The organism is Aggregatibacter sp. oral taxon 513 (genome assembly GCF_018128305.1).
In the GTDB taxonomy this organism is placed as follows: Bacteria; Pseudomonadota; Gammaproteobacteria; order Enterobacterales; family Pasteurellaceae; genus Aggregatibacter; species Aggregatibacter segnis_A.
Genome location: NZ_CP072381.1, coordinates 1,111,855 through 1,131,227, shown reverse-complemented (window position 1 = coordinate 1,131,227; position 19,373 = coordinate 1,111,855). Strand labels below are relative to the sequence as shown.

Below are 19,373 nucleotides of genomic sequence, written 5' to 3'. Positions count from 1 at the left end.
AGTGCGGTGGAAATTTAAGGCGTTTTTTATGACCTTTTTTACGGGGAAAAAGAAAAAATTTGAGTTAGATCGCACATTTGAATTTGTCTGTTTGAATTTAAACGTTGGTAGGCGTACAATTTTTACAAATTTTTAACTACCCATTTCTTACTACATGAGGAGAATGAAATGAAAGTTGCAGTTTTAGGTGCCGCAGGCGGTATCGGTCAAGCATTAGCATTATTGCTGAAACTACAGTTGCCGGCAGGTTCCGAGCTATCACTTTATGATATTGCACCGGTAACCCCGGGCGTTGCTGTGGATATCAGCCACATTCCGACCGCGGTTAAAGTGGAAGGTTTTGCCGGTGAAGATCCGACACCTGCATTAAAAGGCGCGGATGTCGTGCTAATTTCTGCCGGCGTAGCACGTAAACCGGGAATGGATCGCTCAGATCTATTCAACATTAACGCAGGCATCGTACGTAACTTAGTTGAAAAAGTCGCTGTGACCTGTCCGAAAGCATGCATTGGGATCATTACCAACCCGGTAAATACGACTGTTGCGATTGCAGCAGAAGTCTTGAAAAAAGCCGGTGTTTATGACAAACGTAAATTATTTGGCGTGACCACATTAGACGTGCTTCGTTCTGAAACCTTTGTTGCCGAATTAAAAGGCTTAAACGTTTATCGTACAACCGTGCCGGTGATTGGCGGACACTCCGGCGTGACCATTCTTCCTTTATTATCTCAAGTGCCATACGCTGAATGGAAAGAGGAAGAAATCGAGCCGTTAACTAAACGTATTCAAAACGCCGGTACTGAAGTGGTGAATGCTAAAGCCGGTGGCGGTTCTGCAACCTTATCCATGGCTCAAGCTGCGGCACGTTTTGCAAATGCGGTAGTACGCGGATTACAAGGCGAAACGGTGATTGAATGTAGCTATGTCGAAGGCGATGGTAAATATGCTCGCTTCTTTGCTCAACCGGTTCGTTTTGGTAAAGAAGGTGTAGAAGAAATTCTGCCAATCGGTAAACTTAGCGCGTTTGAGCAACAAGCGTTGGACGCTATGTTACCGACATTGCGTGCAGATATTGAATTAGGCGAAAAATTCGTTAATCCATAATTCAACTAAAAATCCCCGTAGCCCTAAGGTTATGGGGATTTTTTTATCGGATATAAATGAAAAGTGCGGTCAAATTTGACCGCACTTTTATCCTTTGGAAAGCAGAAATTAATCTACTTTCACAATCCAACCTTCTGGTGCTTCTACGTCACCGAACTGGATGCCGGTAAGTTCTTCGTAAAGGCGTTTAGTGATTGGACCCACGTCAGTTTCTGAATAGAAAACGTGGAAGTCATCGCCATATTGAATGCCACCGATAGGTGAAATAACAGCAGCCGTTCCGCAAGCACCCGCTTCGGCGAATTGGTCTAATTCATTGATATAGACATCGCCTTCAATGGTTTCCATGCCTAAGCGTTCTTTTGCCAAATAGAGCAGTGAGTATTTGGTGATACTTGGCAAAATGGATGGCGAAAGTGGCGTGATGAATTTGTTATCGCGCGTAATGCCGAAAAAGTTTGCCGCGCCCACTTCTTCAATTTTGGTATGGGTTTTCGGATCAAGATAAATGGCATCGGCAAATTTGCGTTCAGCGGCAAGTTCGTGTGGTAATAAGCTTGCCGCATAGTTTCCGCCCACTTTGACGCCACCGGTACCATGCGGTGCAGCGCGGTCATAATCGGTTACCAAGAAATTAGACGGTTTCATACCACCTTTGAAATAGGCGCCTACTGGGCAACAGAAAATGGAGAAAATGTATTCTGGTGCGGGGCGTACGCCGATGTTTTCACCGACACCGATAACGAATGGACGAAGATAAAGTGTGGCCCCGCTACCATATGGAGCGAGCCATTTTTCGTTGGCTTTAACCACTTCTTTACAGGCGCGGATAAATAATTCTGTCGGCACTTGTGGCATTAACAGGCGATCGCAGGTGTTTTGCATACGTTTCGCATTTTGATCCGGACGGAAAAGGTTGATTGAACCGTCTTTGCAACGGTAGGCTTTTAATCCCTCGAAACATTGTTGTCCGTAATGCAGCGCGGTGGAACCTTCGTGAATGTGCAATGTGCTGTCGGTGGTTAATTCACCATTGTCCCATTTGCCGTCTTTCCAATGAGCGATAAAGCGATAATCTGTTTTGATATAACTGAATCCGAGATTTTTCCAATCAAGTAAGTCTGACATGGTTTTTCCTTAATATAGATTGCGATTTAAGTCGTTTTTAATCTACACCATTCCATCAGGATTGAAAATATTTTAGTCGTAAAAACAAATGAAAAGTTTAAGTGGGAAGACTCTCGTTTGGGGGAGAGGAATAGGGCAGGAAATAACAGCAGAACTATGTTAAAATCGCCCATAAAAAACACCGCTCTTTTGGGAGCGGTGTCTGGCGAAAATGCCGAATATACAGGAAATGAAAAGAAAAAGTAACTTTCGTTACTTTGGTTTGGAAAAACCAAACAATATGCAAACACAACATCATACTTAATTCGAAAATCTTAACGGTTAAGAAATTGTGACTTAAGTATGGTTTCATTTTAAGTAGAATAAGTATAACGGGCAAAAGAGATTTTTTTATTAGATTGATAAAAAAAAGTAATCTGATTTAAATTTTTTCTAAGAAATGAATCATTGGGAAATAACATGTATAAACGTTTGCCACCTTTAAATTCGCTAAAAGCATTTGAGTCAGCCGCGAGATTTTTAAGTTTTACGAAAGCGGCGGATGAATTATTTGTGACGCAAGCAGCGATTAGCCATCAAATAAAAATTTTGGAAGATTTCTTAGGCGTTACGTTATTTAAACGTAAAAATCGTGCGCTGGAATTAACGGATTTTGGCAAAGCCTACTATGCGGACATCACCAAAATTCTGCACCGTTTAGCGGAGGCGACAGATAAATTATTCGCCTTAAAAAATGATAAGCATTTAACTATCAGCGTGCCACAAACCTTCGGTATTCAATGGTTGGTGCCACGTTTAAGCGAATTTAATAAATTATATCCCGACATTGAAGTACGTTTAAAAGGCGTCGATCAAGATGAAGGCTTGCTTAGCCAAGACATTGATATTGCGATTTATTACGGCAAAGGCAACTGGGATAACTTACAAGTGGATCGTTTGGTGGAAGAGGATTTACTGGTGCTTGCCGCACCGAAATTATTGGCACAAAAACCGATTCATCAGCCACAGGATTTAAAACATCATACGTTGTTGCATATTCATGCTCGCGATAATTGGCAACATATGGCAAATTATTTGGCATTGGAAGAATTGAATATTCAGCAAGGCCCAATCTTTAGTCATACGTTCATGGCGTTGCAAGCGGCAATTCATGAACAAGGCATCGTGCTTGCCAATCGTATTTTAGCGCAACAAGAGTTGGACAACGGCAATTTACAACCGGTATTTGATACCCATTTGCGGGATCCGAAATCCTTTTACGTGGTCAATCATTTAGATAACAGCAATGATGAGCGCATTGTGGCGTTCCGTTCCTGGATTATTCAAACCATTAATCAAGAAGAAAATAAACAAGAAAATGAATAAGTTGGCATTATATTGTCGAATGGGATTTGAGCGCGAGTTGGCGGCGGAAATCACCGATAAAGCAGCAGAAAAAGGCGTCTTTGGCTTCGCCCGTGTGACCGAAAACAGCGGCTATGTAATTTTTGAATGTTATCAGCCCGGTGAAGCGGATTTATTGGCACGAGAATTGCCCTTTCAACAGCTGATTTTTGCACGTCAAATGATCGTGGTTTCCGATTTACTGACGGATTTACCGCAGCAGGATCGTATTACTCCGATTCTTCAACAATATCATCAGATTGCAGAGACCATTCCATTAACAAACAGCAATGAATTATGGGTAGAAACCGCCGATACGAACGAAGCGAAGGAATTGCTTGGATTTTGCCGTAAATTCACGGTGCCACTGCGCCAAGCGTTGAAAAAACAAGGCTGGCTAAATGCAAAAAGTAACTTAAAGAGCGGTCTGACATTGCATGTTTTTTTCTTACAAAATAATACTTGTTATGTGGGCTACTCTTACAATCACAATCATTCCGCCCATTTAATGGGCATTCAACGCCTAAAATTCCCTGCCGATGCACCAAGTCGCTCTACATTAAAATTGGAAGAGGCGATTTTGAGTTTTATTCCACGCCAAAAAGAAGCGGAATTGCTTAACGAAACCATGTATGCCGTGGATCTCGGCGCTTGCCCGGGCGGTTGGACATATCAGTTAGTGAAACGTGGATTGTTTGTGTATGCGGTGGATCACGGCAAAATGGCAGCCAGTTTGCATGATACGGGGCGTATTGAGCATTGTGCGGAAGACGGTTTTAAGTTTCAGCCGCCGAAACGACGTAAAATTGATTGGCTAGTGTGCGACATGGTAGAGCAGCCAAGCCGAATTGCCGAGTTAATGGTGAAATGGCTGTTGAATGGTTGGTGTCACAGCATGATCTTTAATTTGAAGCTGCCGATGAAAAAACGCTATGCGGAAGTACAACAATGTCTGCAATTCATTGCGGATAAATTGTCCCAACAAGGGTTAAAATTCCAGTTACAGGCAAAACACCTGTATCACGATCGAGAAGAAATCACGGTTTACTTGCGTTTGCTATAAACGATTAGCGTGAAGTAAAACTTAAAAATTTTTGTTTTTTATACCGCACTTTGTGCAAATAATTTGTAAAATAACCGCGCTATTTACGCCAAAGTGCAGTTGTTTTTTTCGCTATTTATGATGGGAGACAAGTATGCGTTGTCCTTTTTGTTCGACAGAAGAAACCAAAGTGATTGACAGTCGTTTGGTTTCTGACGGTTTTCAGGTACGCCGCCGTAGAGAGTGCGGTCAGTGTCACGAGCGTTTTACGACCTTTGAAACGGCTGAACTAATTGTGCCGAAAGTAATTAAAAATAACGGCAATCGTGAGCCGTTTAATGAAGATAAATTACGTCGAGGCATTCAACATGCCTTGGAAAAACGCCCTGTGAGTGCTGACGATGTGGAAAAAGCCATTAGCCGTATTATTCACAAATTGCGCGCGACCGGTGAGCGCGAAGTGCCGAGTAAATTAGTGGGCACATTAGTGATGGAAGAATTAAAGAATTTAGATAAAGTGGCGTATATCCGTTTTGCCTCCGTCTATTTGAGTTTTGATAACATCAACGAATTTAGCCAGGAAATCGAAAACTTAAAGGATCATTGATGAACAAACCATTTAGCCCAAAAGATGTTGCTTTTATGCAACTGGCGCTTGATTTAGCCAAACAGGGCGAGTTCACCACAACGCCAAATCCTTCCGTGGGCTGTGTTTTGGTGAAAGATGGCAAGGTGGTCGGCAAAGGATTTCATGCGAAAGCCGGTGAGCCGCATGCGGAAGTGATGGCATTACGTGAAACCGGTGAAAATGCCCGTGGTGCAACAGCTTATGTCACCTTAGAGCCCTGTTCTCATTTTGGGCGTACGCCGCCTTGTGCGAAAGGCTTGGTTGAAGCCGGCGTGAGTAAAGTGATTGCGGCGATGTGCGATCCGAACCCACAAGTGTCGGGCAAAGGGTTACAGATTTTAAGCGATGCAGGCATTGAAAGTGCGGCGGGATTATTGGAAGAAAAAGCCGAACTGTTGAACAAAGGCTTTTTAAAACGCATGCGTACCGGCAAGCCTTTCGTGCAGTTAAAACTGGCCATGAGTATTGATGGCAAAACCGCTATGGCAAGTGGCGAAAGCAAATGGATTACCGGCGCACAGGCAAGGGCGGATGTACAGCAATATCGCGCCAAGGCTTCTGCGATCTTATCGACTTCACAAACCGTGCTGGCGGATGATCCAAGTTTAAATGTACGTTGGGAAGAATTACCGCCTAACGTAAAAGCTGACTATCCACAAGAAAAATTACGCCAACCGGTGCGTGTCATTTTGGATTCTAGCCATAAAGTGCGGTCGGATTTTAAGGTGTTTTCAACGGAATCACCGGTTTGGTTGGTCGGCGAAGATGGTTATCCCCTTGCAGGCTTTCCGGTCTTTACCGAGTACTTACAATTAGACCGAAATCAAGGTGAAACTCGTTTGCAAGCCTTGATGTCGGCATTAGGCAAACGCCAAATTAACACCCTTTGGGTGGAAGCGGGCGCGACTTTAGCAGGCGCATTAATTGCTGAAAATTTGGTGGATGAACTGATTATTTACATGGCGCCAAAATTGTTAGGCGATCAAGCCAGAGATTTATGCCATTTGCCTAATTTAACGCAACTTGCCGATGCGCCTTTATGGCAACTGCAATCTTGCGAACCTGTTGGCGATGATCTCAAGTTAATTTATATAAGAAAATGAGGAACTGATGTTAAAGAAACTTTTTCATTCGGCGATTATCGGCTTGGCTTCCGCTGCCGTGATTTTGTATGTCATGCCTAAAATCACTGACTCTCAACATGATGTTGCTTCTTACCGTGACGCCGTGCGTATTGCCTCGCCTGCCGTGGTGAATGTTTATAATCAAGCCTTTACTTCCTCTTCCTCTCAGTTTCAAGTGAATAACTTGGGGTCCGGCGTGATCATGTCAAAAGACGGCTATATTTTGACCAACAAACACGTGATTCAAAATGCCGATCAAATTGTGGTGGCATTGCAAAATGGCAACATTTTTGATGCGGCATTAATTGGTTCGGATGCGTTAACGGATTTAGCTGTGTTAAAAATCAAAGCGGATAACTTATCCACGATTCCACAAAATCCAAACCGCCCGGTGCATGTGGGCGATGTGGCGCTGGCCATTGGTAATCCATATAATTTGGGACAAAGTGTGTCGCAAGGGATTGTCAGTGCGGTAGGGCGTAGTGCGGTTGGTGAAGCACTGGGCCGCCAAAACTTTATCCAAACTGACGCATCCATTAACCGAGGTAATTCCGGCGGTGCGTTAATTAATTCTGCTGGTGAGCTATTGGGTATCAGCACGTTGAGTATAGGCAAAACCGCCAATGAAATTGCGGAAGGCTTAAATTTTGCGATTCCCATTGATTTAGCCAATGACGTCATGAAAAAAATTATTCGTGATGGACGTGTCATTCGTGGCTATTTCGGTGTGCAAACGGATATTTTATTTAGCAATGGGCAAGGGGCATCTTCGCAAGGGGTGCTAATCACCAACATTATTCCGAATAGCCCGGCTGCAAAAGCAGGGTTACAGGCAGGCGATATTATTCTGAAAATCAATGAGGTCGAGGCACGTTCGCCGGCAGACATGATGAAACTTATTGCGGATGTGCGTCCGAATACACAGGTTCAGGTTGAAATTTCCCGCTTGGGTCAAGTGTATAAGATTCCTGTGGTTATCGAAGAATATACTTTTAATTAATGGACTGTGGCATGGAACAAATTAAAACCAGTCATTTTTTTGCCTGTTTGGATCGCTTAAGATTGATTCAGCGCTGGTCGCTCATGCGCAATATTGAACGAGAGAATTTGGCGGAACACAGCTTGCAGGTGGCTTTTGTTGCCCATGCATTGGCGCTCATTAAAAACCGTTTTTACGGTGCCCAACTCAACGCGGATCGTATTACCGTGATGGCGATGTATCACGACACCTCGGAAATTTTCACCGGCGATTTGCCTACACCAATCAAATATTTCAATGAAGAGATTACGCACGCCTATAAACAAATTGAAACAGCTGCTGAGTTGCATTTAATGAGTTTATTGCCGGAAGCATTACAAGCCGATTTTTTACCCTACTTGGATACTCAATGTTTTGCAGAGGAAGAAAAGCACATTGTGAAGCAGGCGGATTTAATTTGTGCTTATATTAAGGTGAAATTTGAGCTGGAAAATGGCAATCAGGAATTTAAATCGGCAAAAGTGCGGTTAGAAAAATTGATGGCTCAATGGCAAAGCCCCGAAATGGATTATTTTTTGCAGGTATTTGTGCCGAGTTTCGGTAAATCCATTGATGAAATTACATTGTAAATTTTTTATTGCGTTTCTTACAAAAGTGCGGTGAAAAATCACCGCACTTTTTGTCTTTAGAGATTAATAAAGCGTCGCAATAATCACCTGTTCCGGATCAACAGAAGCCCAAACGGACTGATTGATTTCTACATGTTGATCTTTCGTGAGTGTTGCACAGAATTCGATGTTTGAGCCTTCTAACACTAAAATTGCTTCACCGGCTTCGCCTTTGTCAATAATGGAGGTGACCGTTGCTTTAAATTGATTTGGCAAATTCTCTTGCGGATTGGCGGTAATTTTGACCCATGGTGCTTTAAACATCACCATTACTTCTTTGTCAGATTCAAGTTTTAAACGCACCGCACTTTTTTCAGTGATAGAGACAGTCAGCGGTTTGTCAAAATCTTCTAAAAGAATGTCCACAAAACAGTGAACATCTTCAAATCTTAATGCTTGTACTTTGCCGAAAAATTGGTTTCTGGCACTGGTTTGCAAAGAAAAACGCGCCATGGCAGAGAGCAAACTGTTTAACGGCACTTTTTCATCATGCAAAATATCAAAGGCTTTTTCTTGGGTTTGTTCTAATAAGTCATAGAGTTTTAATAAACGTTGTGCATAAACGGTTAATGCCGTTCCGCCACCATTTCGCCCACCGATATTACGTTCTAACAACGGTTTCGGGCTGATTTGATTCATCGCCTCAAGGTGATCCCAAGCGCTTTTATAACTGACATTGGCATTTTTAGCCGCTTGATTGATAGAACCGCATTTTTCAATTTCTTGTAATAAACGGATGCGTTTAGGATCGGCGAAAAGGGTTTCTTTCAGTTTGATGGTGAGTAAAATTTCTGTTCCGTTCATCGTGTTCCTCAAAATTGCGCTGACGACTATATGCGGCACATCATACTATATTTCTAAAAGAATAAGAATGTTTAACCCTACCTCCGAAAGGTTAGGATATATTTTGTTTTTTAAATAATGGGTTATACACCTTTTATTTCTCTATTTTCGTTGTATAATTTATGCTATATATAATTTATTAACCAACCAAAACGGAGTTTTTACTATGTTTAAATATTCAAAAATCGCTGCCGGTTTAGCGGCGGCTTGTTTAGCATTCTCTCTTTCTGCACAGGCGAAAGTGACTGTGTTTGCTGCTGCTTCCATGACCGATTCATTAAAACAAGTGGCAGAAGATTACAAAAAAGTAAATCCAAAAGAAGAAGTGGTATTTTCTTTTGCTTCCTCTTCAACCTTAGCAAAACAAATTGAAGAAGGTGCACCAGCGGATTTATTTATTTCAGCCAGCACAAAATGGATGAAATACCTTTCAGAAAAAGGGGTAACCGTTAAAGAAACCGAAAAATTATTAGTGGGTAATGAACTGGTTTTAATCTCACAAAAAGACAGCAAATTACAAAACGTTGATATCGCAAAAGGTGAATGGATTAACCAATTAAAAGATGCTTATTTGTCTGTAGGTGACCCTGCACACGTGCCTGCAGGTCAATATGCGGAAGAAGCGTTAACCAAATTAAACTTATGGGATCAAGTCAAAGACAAATTAGCTCGTGCCAAAGACGTGCGTGCGGCATTAGCCTTAGTTGAACGTGGTGAAGCACCTTTAGGTATTGTGTATGCAACTGATGCGAAAGTAAGCAAAGAAGTGAAAGCGATTGGCGTGTTCCCACAAGATTCTTACAAACCGGCGGATTATCCGGTTACGATTTTAAAAGATCACAATAATGCAGAAACGCAAGCATTCTTGAAATACTTAGAATCACCTGAAGCGAAAAAAGTATTTGCGGATTACGGTTTCTCTGTAAAATAAGCAAACCGACTTTGACTCATTAAGCGTAGCCATTGTGCTACGCTTTGTTTATATAGGGAATTGAATTTTGCTTACAGAGTTTCTGGTGTTATTAGGCTTGAGCCCATTAGAAATCGATGCCATTCGCTTGAGTTTGGAAGTCTCCGTCAGCGCTATGGTATGGAGTTTGCCTGTTGCTGTTTTGGTGGCATGGCTTTTGGCACGAAAAGATTTTTATGGCAAATCCATTGTGGGCGGGATTATTCACTTGCCTTTGGTGTTGCCGCCGGTTGTCATTGGTTATCTTTTATTGGTTGCCATGGGACGCAATGGTTTTATCGGCAAGTATTTGTATCAATGGTTTGGATTGACCTTTGGATTTAGCTGGAAAGGGGCTGTATTAGCTTCTGCGGTGGTGGCATTCCCTTTGGTTGTGCGTGCCATTCGCCTTTCCCTTGAAAGTATCGATTTAAAATTAGAGCAGGTCGCCAGAACATTAGGTGCTTCTGCATGGCGGGTATTTTTAACTATCACCTTACCGTTATCTTTACCGGGCATTCTTGCCGGCATTGTGCTCGGTTTTGCGCGTTCTTTAGGGGAATTCGGCGCCACCATCACCTTTGTGTCCAATATTGCCGGCGAAACCCAAACCATTCCCTTGGCCATGTATTCCTTTATTCAAACACCGGGAGCGGAAGAACAAGCGGCCAGATTATGTGTCTTTGCTGTGATTTTATCGCTGATTTCTTTATTGTTATCAGAATGGTTGGCAAAACGTATGCAAAAAAGATTAGGACAAAGCGATGCTGCACATTGATGTAAAAAAACAGTTAGGTACTTTACCCCTAGAAGCGCATTTAGATATTCCATCGCAAGGTGTCACCGCACTTTTTGGTTTGTCAGGTTCGGGGAAATCTTCCCTCATTAATCTTGTCAGCGGATTGATTAATCCGGATGAAGGTGTGATTGCGTTAAATGATCGTGAATTGTTCAATTCGGCAGAAAATGTTTGTGTGCCGATCAATCAGCGCAACATAGGCTATGTTTTTCAGGATGCCCGTTTATTTCCTCATTATACGGTGAATGGCAATTTGCGTTATGGCATGAAAAACACCAGCAAAGATGAATTTAACTATATTGTTGAGTTGCTAGGTATCGGCCATTTGTTAAAACGCTATCCGATAACCTTATCCGGTGGTGAAAAACAACGGGTTGCCATCGGGCGTGCATTATTGACGGATCCGGAAATTTTATTAATGGATGAACCCCTTTCTGCGTTGGATTTACCGCGTAAACGTGAGTTGATGAATTATCTGGAACGGTTATCGAAAGAAATTAACATCCCTATTTTGTATGTGACCCACAGTCTTGATGAATTGTTGCGTTTAGCTGAGCGGGTTGTATTGCTCACTAATGGCAAAGTTGAAGCTTATGATGTGTTAGAAAGTATTTGGGAAAGTCCGCTGTTTCTTCCTTGGAAGCAAGAAAACGAACAAAGTGCGGTGCTTTCTTTGCCTGTTTTTATGCATAATCCATCTTATAAAATGACCGCACTTTCGATTGGCGATCAGAACATTTGGATTAATCAAGTTGAGGCGCAGATCAATGAGAAAGTGCGAATTTGCATTCATAGTTCTGATGTGTCGATTAGTTTGAATAAAGTAGAACAATCGAGTATTCGCAACACGTTGTATGGACGGATTGTTAAGATTTTAGAACTGGAAAATCGAGTAGATTTAAAACTGGATATTGGCGGAAAACACCTTTGGGCAAGTATCAGTAAATGGTCTTTCCATGATTTAGCGTTACAACTGGGACAATTGGTTTATGCGCAAATTAAAGCGATTTCCGTGATGTCGGCATAATTTTATTGATACATACAAAAACAGCACCTTTAAGGTGCTGTTTTCTTTTCTTTAATAGTTTGCTTCAACAAGAAGTGCGGTCAAAATTGATTGCGTTTTTTAACCGCACTTTTAGATTAGCTAAATTTCTTAAAGATGACTTTGGTCTTTTCGCCTTTCTCTTCCCGTACAACGTCTTTTTCTAACTCAGGAAGCACTTCTTCGCGATACCATTTCGGGTGGTGTTTTTTCGCCCAGCGAACGGTTACCCAGCCTTCAACGACACCACGAATGGAGCCTTTCACCCAGAATGCCATGTACATGTGTACTAGGATACCGGTGAACAACATAAAGGCACAAACAGAGTGCAACAAGATGGCGATACGCAACACCGGAATAGAGAAGTGGTGCGAGAAGTATTGACGCCACATAATGATGCCGGAGCCCATTAAGGTAAACATGGCAAGGATCAATGTCCAGAACAACATTTTTTGACCCAAGTTATATTTACCGTTATCAGCAACAGCGTGCTCGTTACCTTTTAAGACTTCAAGCATTCCTTTCGCCCAACGAATATCGTTTTTCTCCGGAATGTTATGGTGCCAGTAGAGTGAACATAAGAACACAAAGGCAATAAACATTAAAATACCGGTGAACGGGTGAATCGCACGGGCAAGTTGTGGTGTACCAAGAATTTCCGTTAACCATGCAAAGTCAGGGAAGAAGAACGCTACCCCGGTAAACATGGTTAAGAAGAAACTGATTACTAAGAACCAGTGACTTAGACGCGCTGGGAGTTTGTGACGAATGATACGGGTATCATTGGTAATCTCAAATTTACCTTTACTCATCTTTTTTGCCTCCCTCTTTATCTTCAAATTCTTCGTGATGATCTTCAACATCTTCTTCCTCATTCGGGCCTACTGTGAGGTAGTGACCGATTTCAGCAAGTGCAAGACCACCCATGGCAACCGCAGCAACCGGTTTCAGGATGTCTTTCCATAACGTAACGGTTGTGTCGATTTGTGGATCTTTCGGTAAACCGGAATACAATTCAGGTTTATCTGCATGGTGTAATACATAGATTACATGCGTACCACCGACGCCTTCCGGATCGTAAACACCGGCATTTTCATAGCCGCGCGCTTTAAGATCTGCGACACGTTGTTCCGCGTAGATTTTCATTTCTTCTTTGGAACCGAAACGAATTGCACCGGTCGGACAGGTTTTCACACAAGCCGGTTCTTGACCCACAGAAACACGGTCAACACAAAGGGTACATTTGTACACACGATTGTCTTCCGGATTCATGCGTGGAATGTTGAACGGACAACCTGCGATACAGTAACCACAACCGATACATTTGTCAGATTGGAAATCCACGATACCGTTTGCATATTGGATAATCGCACCCGGTGCCGGACAAGCTTTTAAACAGCCCGGCTCTTGACAGTGCATACAACCGTCTTTACGGATTAACCATTCTAAACGATCATTTTCTTCCACTTCGTTGAAGCGCATCACCGTCCATGCTTTTGCATTGAGATCAACCGGGTTGTCATAAATCCCCAAACATTGGGCATTCACATCAGAACGAATATCATTCCATTCCGAACAACCTACCTGACAGGCTTTACAACCGATACAGGTGGATACATCAATGAGTTTTGCCACTTCAACTTTGTGATCACGCGCACGTGGCGGCTCAGTTAAACCTGATGTAGCGGAGATCTTGATAATGTCTTGCGTTTGAACGCCTTGAGCAGTTCCAGCCATGTTATACCTCCGCCTTCTCAATATTAACTAGGAATGTTTTGTATTCCGGGGTTTGTGTGACTGATTCACCCCAAGATGGCGTTAAGGTATTGGTGGAGAAACCACGGTTACCTTTACCATTTAATACTTTCATATTCCAGTGAATTGGGATACCTACATGGTGTACTGTTCTTCCGTCAACTTCTAACGCTTTCAAACGTTTTGTCACCACAGCAACAGCTTTGATATAACCACGACGAGAGGTAACTTTTACCATATCGCCTTTTTGGATGCCTTTTTCTGCTGCAAGTGCCTCACCGATTTCCACAAATTGTTGTGGTTGCGCGATAATGTTTAATGCCGCTTGTGCCGTCCAGCTGTGGAAGTGCTCGGTTAAACGATAAGTTGTTGCGACAAACGGATACTCTTTATTTGAACCGATAAATTCACGGTCTTCTTTATAAATACGTACCGTTGGGTCGGTGACAACACTTGGGTGTAACGGGTTCGTATCAATTGGACTTTCAATCGGCTCATAATGCTCCGGTACCGGTCCACTATTGACTTTATCAACAGCAAACAAGCGGCCAACACCTTCAGCAGACATGATAAACGGACCTGCATCAGAACCTGGTGGTTGTGTGCCATAGTCAGCAATATCAAACCAGTTCCAGTTTTTGCCGTTCCATTTGATTAACTGACGATGTTTATCCCATGGATTACCGTTAATGTCTAAAGACGCACGGTTATAAAGCACGCGACGGTTTGCCGGCCATGCAAAACTCCAACCTAAGTTACAACCTAAACCGGATGGATCGGAATTATCACGGTTTTCTGTTTGGTTACCTTTTTCAGTCCATTGACCTACATAAATCCAGTTACCGGAGGACGTTGTACCGTCATCACGTAAGTGTGCAAAGGAGTTAAGTAGTTGACCTTTTTTATACATTAGGTTGCCATTTGCGTCATAAAGATCTTCTAAAGCATAGCCGTTAACTTCTTTAGCAAGTTCAGCTGATGATGGCGCATGTGGAATATTATAGTTCCATGTCATGGCTTCAAAGGACTCAATACCGCGACCACCTTCTTTCTTGTAAAGCTCATGCATTTCTTCACGGAGCATAGATAAAATCTCTACATCCGGTAAGGCTTCGCCTGGTTGATCGCAAGATTTTTGGTGCCATTGCACCCAACGACCGGAGTTAGCGATAGAACCATCTTCTTCTGCGAAACAGGTGGTTGGTAAACGGAATACTTCTGTTTGGATTTTGGACGGATCTACATCGTTCGCTTCCCCAAAGTTTTTCCAGAATTCGGAACTTTCGGTTTGCAATGGATCCATAACGACTAAGTATTTCAACTTACTCATACCTGCAACAGTTTTGTTTTTGTTCGGTAATGAGTTCAATACGTTGAAACCTTGTAAAATCCAACCGTTCAATTCACCGTCATGCATCATTTTGACATGAGTAATCGGGTCATAGACGCGATCGACTTTTGGTAAGAAGTTAAAGCCCCAACCGTTTTCTTTTGTCGCATTATCGCCATAGAAAGTCTTCATCATACTGGTGAAGAATTTTGATGTATTACGATAATAGTTTGTTTGGTTTGGCACGATGTCTTTCGGCGTAATTGCATTCATGAATTGGTCGAAGGACGTTTCTTTGTCTGTCGGTAAACGCATATAGCCAGGTAACATTGTCGGTAACAAGCCCATATCGGTTGTACCTTGTACGTTAGAGTGACCACGTAATGCGTTAATACCACCACCCGGCATACCAATATTACCCAAGAGCAATTGGATCATTGCCATGGAGCGAATATTTTGTGTACCGATTGTGTGCTCGGTAAAGCCAAGCGCATATAAGTGCGTCATGGTTTTATTTGGTACCGATGTTTTACCGATTTCTTCACAGATTTGTAGGAAGGTTTTTTGTTTTACACCGGTAACTTTTTCAACCATTTCCGGGGTATAGCGGGAAACGTGTTCTTTTAATACGTTAATGACACAACGTGGGTGTTGTAATGTCATATCACGTTTAGCATGACCATTTTCATCAAATTGGTAGTTCCAAGTTGATTTATCATACTTACCTTTTGCTTCGTCAAATCCGGAGAATAAACCGTCTTCGAACTTATAGCCTTCATTCACTAAGAAGGATGCATTGGTATAGTGTTTAACGTATTCGTGTTGAATTTGATTGGTTTCCAATAAGTAACGGATCACCCCCATTAAGAAGGCAATGTCAGAACCGGAACGAATTGGTGCGTGAAGGTCAGCTACGGAAGCTGTACGGTTAAAGCGCGGATCGACAACGATGATTTTCGCACCGTTTTTCTTCGCTTCAATGACCCAACGGAAGCCAACAGGGTGAGCTTCAGCAGGGTTACCGCCTTGAACAAGAATAAGATTGGCGTTTTTGATATCAACCCAGTTGTTTGTCATGGCACCGCGACCAAATGATGGAGCAAGACTTGCTACCGTTGGTCCGTGTCAAGTATTCGCTTGGTTACATACCGGAAGCATCCCTAACATGCGAATCCACTTATGGGTTAGCAATGCGGCTTCATTACTGATTGCCGATGCCGTCATAATCCCCGTGGTTGTCCAACGGTTGACCGTGTTGCCTTCAGCATTTTTCTCAACGAAGTTGGCATCACGGTCATCTTTCATCAAGCGGGCAATGCGTTTAATCGCATCTTGCCAAGAAATACGTTCCCATTTATCGGAACCCGGCGCGCGGTATTCCGGATATAAGGTTCGGCTTTCGCTATTGATAAAGTCTAACGCACCGGCACCTTTAGGGCATAACGCACCACGGCTGATCGGATGATCCGGGTCGCCTTCGATATGGAATAATTTAGAACGGGTATTTGTCGCGGTGTGGCCACTTAAGGTATTAGATGGTGTACCTGTACTGTACATCAACATACCGCAACTTACCGAGCAGTATGTACAGGTTTGACGCGATTCTTTCGCACGCAATAGTTTGTATTCGCGTGGCGCAGCTAAGGCCGTAGCCGGAGCAAAGCCTAACATCGCAACCGATGTTCCTGCCATACCGCCGGCACAGACCTTGAAGAATTTTCTTCTTGTGATCTGCATAAACACTCCCCACAATCAACAAAATTTGTTGTTGTTTTCAGTTTGATAGTTTTAAATTTGTATTTAACTAGATAATCTGATGGTCGTTTTTGTTAAATTTGTATTAAAATTTAGCGAAACGATGCTGAGTAGTTATGTAACAATTAAAATGCATAGTTACCTGACTAGTAGCGGCGGGTAGAATACCTATTTTTTGTACAGAAATCCATAATTAATAATGGCTATAAGGATAGAAAATTTTGAGTTGGATCAAAAAAAAATTAATTCACTTTATTAAAAAATTAACAAATGAGCAACAAAGCGGTAACAAGATTTCTATTTCTGAGAAACAAGAAATTTTAGCCACTGAAACGCCTGTGGCGTTGGTTTATAACGATATTTCTCACACAGTGATGATGTGTTCTCCACGAGATTTGGAAGATTTCGCGATGGGGTTTTCTTTATCGGAAGGGATTATTGATAAACCGAGTGATATTTATGGCATTGATATTGAAGAAGCCTGCAATGGCATTGAAGCGAGAATTGAGTTGGCGACCCGCTGTTTTGTGGCATTGAAAGATCATCGACGCACCTTAACGGGACGAACCGGCTGTGGTATTTGTGGTGCGGAGCAGATTCAACAGGTGTATAAAAATGTCAAAAAATTAGACCGCACTTTAACCTTCTGTGTGGCACAACTAGACGATTGCTTACAGCAATTACAGGACGCTCAGGAATTAGGTAAACAAACAGGCTCCACGCATGCGGCGGCATTTTTCTCCATGGAAGGTAAATTACTCGCCATTCGTGAAGATGTCGGTCGCCATGTGGCGTTGGATAAATTATTAGGTTGGCATGCCAAAGCGGACAAGCCCCAAGGGTTTATTGTTGTGACCAGTCGCGCCAGTTATGAAATGGTGCAAAAAACAGTGTCTGCCGGCATTGAAATGTTAGTTGCGATTTCGGCTTCAACAGATTTGGCGGTAGAAATGGCAGAACAATACAACTTAACGTTAATTGGTTTTGCCAGACCAGGACGCGCCACGGTTTATAGCGGTAGAGAACGTTTAGCAATTTGTGATTGATTTTGCCTTAGTCTAAAATCATCTTATTTATTCTTTAGGCTTTCTTCTTTTTTATGACAAAAAATAAACGCCCGACATTACAAGATATTGCCGATTACCTTGGCATTACGAAAATGACCATTAGTCGCTATCTACGCAATCCTGATTCAGTGGCGAATGGTACACAAGCACGCATTGCGGAAGCTATTGAACGTTTCGGCTATATTCCTAATCGCGCACCGGATATCTTGTCCAATGCTAAAAGTCGGGCAATTGGTGTGTTGGTACCGTCGTTGACTAATCAGGTGTTCGCTAATGTGATTCGTGGTATTGAGCAAATTACCGATAAAGCGGGTTATCAAACCATGTTGGCGCATTACGGTTACAGTGAAAAGAAAGAGGAACGTCGTATTGAAAGTCTGCTGTCTTACAACGTGGACGGCATTATTTTATCGGAAAGTCAGCATTCCGAAAAAACTAAAAAAATGCTCAAAGTGGCGAATATTCCTGTGATTGAAATCATGGATACCACCGAGGTTGGTATCCAACAGGTTATCGGTTTTGACAATATCGCGGCGGCACAAGCGATGGTGGAAACCATGATTAATCGTGGGCATCGCAACGTAGTTTATTTTGCGGCGCGTCAAGATAAACGCACGCGTTTACGTCAGCAAGGCTATGAAAATGCCATGGCAAGGCATCAGTTAACACCACATGTGATCGCCACTAAAGAACATTCTTCTTTTACACTAGGTGGTGAATTATTACATCAGGCACTTGAAACATTTCCGCAAATTGAAGGTATTTTTTGCACCAATGACGACATCGCTATAGGCGCTATTTTTGAATGCCAACGGCTAGGCATTCAAGTGCCCAAGCAAATTGCTGTTGCCGGTTTCCACGGGCATGATGTTGGTCAATCGATCACGCCGCAACTTGCCACGGTGATCACGCCGCGTTTAGACATCGGACGGATTGCTGCACAGGAATTACTGGCGCGAATTGACAATATTCCCGCGCAAAGCGCCATCATCAATTTAGGCTACCAGATCCATTTAGGGGAAAGCATATAAAAGTGCAGTGGTTTTTTTAGACATTTTAAAATACTTGAAAAATAGACCGCACTTTTTTGTTCTAAGAGAGATAAGGTTTCAGCGCCTGAATACAACGTTCAACCACTTCGTCAAAAGACGCATTAATATCAATAGGAATCACATCAGGTTCATCTGCACCCGGTACTTCCAGTGTTTCAAACTGACTTTTCAGCATACTTTCTTTCATGTAGTGCCCTTTGCGTTGGCGCATACGTTCCAAAATTACATCATAAGAACCGTGTAAAAATAGGAATTTTACATTGCTGTTGCCGTCACGAATTTGATCACGATATTTCTTTTTCAATGCCGAACAAACAATAATGCCTACCTCGCTTTTATGCTCCAAGCTAAATGCTGCATCCCGAATGCGCTCCAACCAAGGCGCGCGATCTTCATCGTTTAATGGATGACCTTCGCCCATTTTGATGATATTGGCACGCGGATGCAGATCGTCTCCGTCAATCAGTTTTATCCCCAGACGATGCGCGACTTCCGTCCCCACAGAGGTTTTACCGGTGCTGGATACCCCCATTAAAATAAAACTTTTACCTGCCGCCATGTGTTTCTCCTTCTCTGATTTTTAATAGACTTAGCTTAGCCTAAAAATGTTATCGGTAACAATTCTTTTAGGCTATAAAATGTCCGATTTTGCAGATGAATTAAGCATGAATATATTTTTTGTGATTATGATCACAGTTATAAATGATATCTATTTACCAATT

18 protein-coding genes are annotated in these 19,373 nt (G+C 42.5%); 12 read left to right on the top strand and 6 right to left on the bottom strand.

The window, feature by feature from the left end:
• The first annotated feature begins 168 nt into the window (after positions 1-168).
• Positions 169-1,104 carry a malate dehydrogenase gene (gene mdh, locus J5A60_RS05410; protein WP_212509704.1) on the top strand — a complete coding sequence of 312 codons (936 nt, stop codon included), beginning with the start codon at positions 169-171 and terminating at the stop codon, positions 1,102-1,104.
• Positions 1,105-1,212: 108 nt separating this feature from the next.
• Here mdh and J5A60_RS05405 read toward each other — a convergent pair whose 3' ends face one another.
• A complete protein-coding gene (locus tag J5A60_RS05405; protein WP_212509703.1) occupies positions 1,213-2,232 on the bottom strand; it encodes a branched-chain amino acid aminotransferase in 1,020 nt (339 codons plus the stop codon).
• Positions 2,233-2,691: 459 nt separating this feature from the next.
• Here J5A60_RS05405 and J5A60_RS05400 point away from each other — a divergent pair, with 459 nt between their 5' ends.
• From J5A60_RS05400 to yfbR, 6 genes are all read left to right on the top strand, one after another.
• Positions 2,692-3,597, top strand: a complete 906-nt coding sequence (locus J5A60_RS05400) for a transcriptional regulator GcvA (protein ID WP_006718483.1) — start codon at positions 2,692-2,694, stop codon at positions 3,595-3,597.
• The gene (gene rlmM / locus J5A60_RS05395; RefSeq protein ID WP_212509702.1) at positions 3,590-4,678 is read left to right on the top strand and encodes a 23S rRNA (cytidine(2498)-2'-O)-methyltransferase RlmM; all 1,089 of its coding nucleotides are present in this window, start codon (positions 3,590-3,592) and stop codon (positions 4,676-4,678) included. The genes J5A60_RS05400 and rlmM overlap by 8 nt, the downstream gene beginning before the upstream one ends.
• Positions 4,679-4,811: 133 nt before the next feature.
• Complete coding sequence (nrdR, locus tag J5A60_RS05390; RefSeq protein ID WP_006718479.1) at positions 4,812-5,264, top strand: transcriptional regulator NrdR; 453 nt, start codon at positions 4,812-4,814, stop codon at positions 5,262-5,264.
• Entirely contained in the window at positions 5,264-6,388 is a 1,125-nt protein-coding gene (ribD, locus tag J5A60_RS05385) for a bifunctional diaminohydroxyphosphoribosylaminopyrimidine deaminase/5-amino-6-(5-phosphoribosylamino)uracil reductase RibD (RefSeq protein ID WP_212509701.1), read from the top strand. Before nrdR ends, ribD begins: the two co-directional genes overlap by 1 nt.
• Positions 6,389-6,395: 7 nt before the next feature.
• Positions 6,396-7,409 carry an outer membrane-stress sensor serine endopeptidase DegS gene (gene degS, locus J5A60_RS05380; RefSeq protein ID WP_109103846.1) on the top strand — a complete coding sequence of 338 codons (1,014 nt, stop codon included), beginning with the start codon at positions 6,396-6,398 and terminating at the stop codon, positions 7,407-7,409.
• An 11-nt stretch (positions 7,410-7,420) separates the two neighbouring features.
• Positions 7,421-8,017: a 5'-deoxynucleotidase gene (gene yfbR / locus J5A60_RS05375; protein WP_109103845.1), complete on the top strand. Its 597-nt coding sequence runs from the start codon at positions 7,421-7,423 to the stop codon at positions 8,015-8,017.
• Between the two features lie 63 nt (positions 8,018-8,080).
• Here the strand turns inward: yfbR and J5A60_RS05370 are convergent, their stop codons facing one another.
• Positions 8,081-8,860, bottom strand: a complete 780-nt coding sequence (locus J5A60_RS05370; protein WP_109103844.1) for a TOBE domain-containing protein — start codon at positions 8,858-8,860, stop codon at positions 8,081-8,083.
• A 205-nt stretch (positions 8,861-9,065) separates the two neighbouring features.
• Between J5A60_RS05370 and modA the strand changes: the two genes are divergently transcribed.
• The 3 genes from modA (at position 9,066) to modC (ending at position 11,674) form a co-directional block, all read left to right on the top strand.
• Positions 9,066-9,830 (top strand): molybdate ABC transporter substrate-binding protein, encoded by a 765-nt coding sequence (gene modA, locus J5A60_RS05365; RefSeq protein ID WP_212509700.1) that lies wholly within the window; start codon positions 9,066-9,068, stop codon positions 9,828-9,830.
• A gap of 67 nt (positions 9,831-9,897) precedes the next feature.
• Positions 9,898-10,626, top strand: coding sequence for a molybdate ABC transporter permease subunit (gene modB / locus J5A60_RS05360; RefSeq protein ID WP_212509699.1), 729 nt, complete (start codon positions 9,898-9,900; stop codon positions 10,624-10,626).
• Positions 10,613-11,674 (top strand): molybdenum ABC transporter ATP-binding protein ModC, encoded by a 1,062-nt coding sequence (modC, locus tag J5A60_RS05355; protein ID WP_212509698.1) that lies wholly within the window; start codon positions 10,613-10,615, stop codon positions 11,672-11,674. Before modB ends, modC begins: the two co-directional genes overlap by 14 nt.
• Before the next feature lie 116 nt (positions 11,675-11,790).
• Here the strand turns inward: modC and J5A60_RS05350 are convergent, their stop codons facing one another.
• From J5A60_RS05350 to fdnG, 3 genes are read right to left on the bottom strand one after another with little or no spacing between them, the layout of a single operon-like run.
• The gene (locus J5A60_RS05350) at positions 11,791-12,504 is read right to left on the bottom strand and encodes a formate dehydrogenase subunit gamma (RefSeq protein ID WP_109128682.1); all 714 of its coding nucleotides are present in this window, start codon (positions 12,502-12,504) and stop codon (positions 11,791-11,793) included.
• Positions 12,497-13,429, bottom strand: a complete 933-nt coding sequence (gene fdxH / locus J5A60_RS05345; RefSeq protein ID WP_212509697.1) for a formate dehydrogenase subunit beta — start codon at positions 13,427-13,429, stop codon at positions 12,497-12,499. The genes J5A60_RS05350 and fdxH overlap by 8 nt, the downstream gene beginning before the upstream one ends.
• A 1-nt stretch (position 13,430) precedes the next feature.
• The gene (fdnG, locus tag J5A60_RS05340; protein WP_249113868.1) at positions 13,431-16,514 is read right to left on the bottom strand and encodes a formate dehydrogenase-N subunit alpha; all 3,084 of its coding nucleotides are present in this window, start codon (positions 16,512-16,514) and stop codon (positions 13,431-13,433) included.
• A gap of 239 nt (positions 16,515-16,753) precedes the next feature.
• Here fdnG and fdhD point away from each other — a divergent pair, with 239 nt between their 5' ends.
• On the top strand, positions 16,754-17,578 hold the full coding sequence (gene fdhD, locus J5A60_RS05330; RefSeq protein ID WP_212509695.1) for a formate dehydrogenase accessory sulfurtransferase FdhD: 825 nt from the start codon (positions 16,754-16,756) through the stop codon (positions 17,576-17,578).
• Between the two features lie 53 nt (positions 17,579-17,631).
• Positions 17,632-18,630: a gluconate operon transcriptional repressor GntR gene (gntR, locus tag J5A60_RS05325; RefSeq protein WP_212509694.1), complete on the top strand. Its 999-nt coding sequence runs from the start codon at positions 17,632-17,634 to the stop codon at positions 18,628-18,630.
• Positions 18,631-18,691: 61 nt separating this feature from the next.
• Here the strand turns inward: gntR and J5A60_RS05320 are convergent, their stop codons facing one another.
• A complete protein-coding gene (locus J5A60_RS05320; protein ID WP_212509693.1) occupies positions 18,692-19,210 on the bottom strand; it encodes a gluconokinase in 519 nt (172 codons plus the stop codon).
• Between the last annotated feature and the right edge of the window lie 163 nt (positions 19,211-19,373).